The sequence below is a fragment of the Acidisphaera sp. L21 genome, assembly GCF_009765685.1.
GTDB lineage: Bacteria > Pseudomonadota > Alphaproteobacteria > Acetobacterales > Acetobacteraceae > LMUY01.
The window spans coordinates 92,787-94,126 of record NZ_LMUY01000093.1; the positions used below are offsets into that span (position 1 = coordinate 92,787).

The following is a 1,340-nucleotide window of genomic DNA, read 5'->3' on the forward strand; positions in this document are numbered from 1 at the left end:
GGCGTCATTGGGGAAATGCTCGATGAGGGCACGATGTTGATCGAGGAGGATAACATGCCGGATGACGGTGACGGTCAGTGGCGGGTCCGGCTCACCGAGGCGGCGGTTGAGGTCCTGGCTTGATGCAGTCGAGCGTCTATAGACTTGACCATCAACTCAAGACGACCACATACGTATGCATTGCAGACCTTAAAAGGCGCGTCCGGTGGCAGATTGGCATGATGCAGTCGCTCGCGAATTTGGTCGTCAGCCGCTGACGGTGAAGCGGGCAGTCATGCTGGCCGGTGTCGCAGCGAACGAGGGCCGCCGAAACGATGCCATTCGGCTGATCTCGATTGCCTACGAGTTGCTGGATATCGCGGCAACGAAGGCGCCGTCCTCGGCTGATACAGACTAGAAGACCACGCCTCCGAGATCCTGATTAGCGCCGTCGGTTAGGCCATTGAAGAGGTCATCTAGGGAGCAAGGCAGGTGGTCGGTAATTGCAAGTAGGCAGTCCGCTGGGATTCGTTCGGCTCCGCACTCCCAAGCCAACAGGGTCGTGACCGAGACCTTCAGCCGGCTTGCCAACTCCACCTCCGGCATAAGGACAGATCGGCGCGCCTCGCAAACAAAGCCGCCAATATGAGCGTCAATTGGGGAAACGTGCGGCGCGACGTGGGCAACCGACTGGGTGCTCCCCATATTCCTTTTCTCCAGCTAATATCGTTGCTTGGATGGTTTGCTTTCTAAGTAGCACGGCTCGGTCGCCCTTCCGGACACGCTTTCGAGATCTTGCGGCCGGGGACCGGGAGCTGGAACGTAGAGGATCTCACCTACGATGCCGGCAAGGGCGTGTGGCGCGCGGACGGCCCAGGCGAGATCACCGATGTGGTGTAGGGTCTAAGACACTAAAGCCGCCTAAGCCGGCCAGTCTGGTCTGCAGAGAATGTGGCTAACCAAAGTTCGCCTTTCGGGCAGCGGCAAGAGCGACTTGGCCAAGGCGATCCGCTACGCGCTGTCGCGATGGGAGGCGCTGGTTCGCTATGTCGGCGATGGTCGCCTCGAGATGACCAACAATGCCGCCGAGCGCGCAATGCGCATTCCAGTTTTGGGACGGAAGAATTACCTGTTCTGTGGCTCTGACGCCGGAGGTCAGCGAGCTGCCTGTCTCTATACCATCACCGCTACGGCAAAACTGAACGGCCTCAATCCCGAAGCATATTTGACGGACATTCTCGGCCGGATTGCAGATCATCCCATAAACAAGATCGACGCCCTGCTCCCCTGGGTCTGGACACAATAGCCTACACCAGGTCAGACCGCGTCAGCCAAAGCCGCGGTCCTTGGCCGACGCTTAC

2 protein-coding genes are annotated in these 1,340 nt (G+C 59.2%); both read left to right on the top strand.

Annotated elements, in window-relative coordinates:
* Positions 1–205: 205 nt before the first annotated feature.
* On the top strand, positions 206–397 hold the full coding sequence (locus GSQ76_RS18995; RefSeq protein WP_158745696.1) for a hypothetical protein: 192 nt from the start codon (positions 206–208) through the stop codon (positions 395–397).
* Between the two features lie 522 nt (positions 398–919).
* Positions 920–1,285: a transposase gene (locus GSQ76_RS19000; protein ID WP_408836909.1), complete on the top strand. Its 366-nt coding sequence runs from the start codon at positions 920–922 to the stop codon at positions 1,283–1,285.
* The last annotated feature ends 55 nt before the right edge of the window (positions 1,286–1,340 follow it).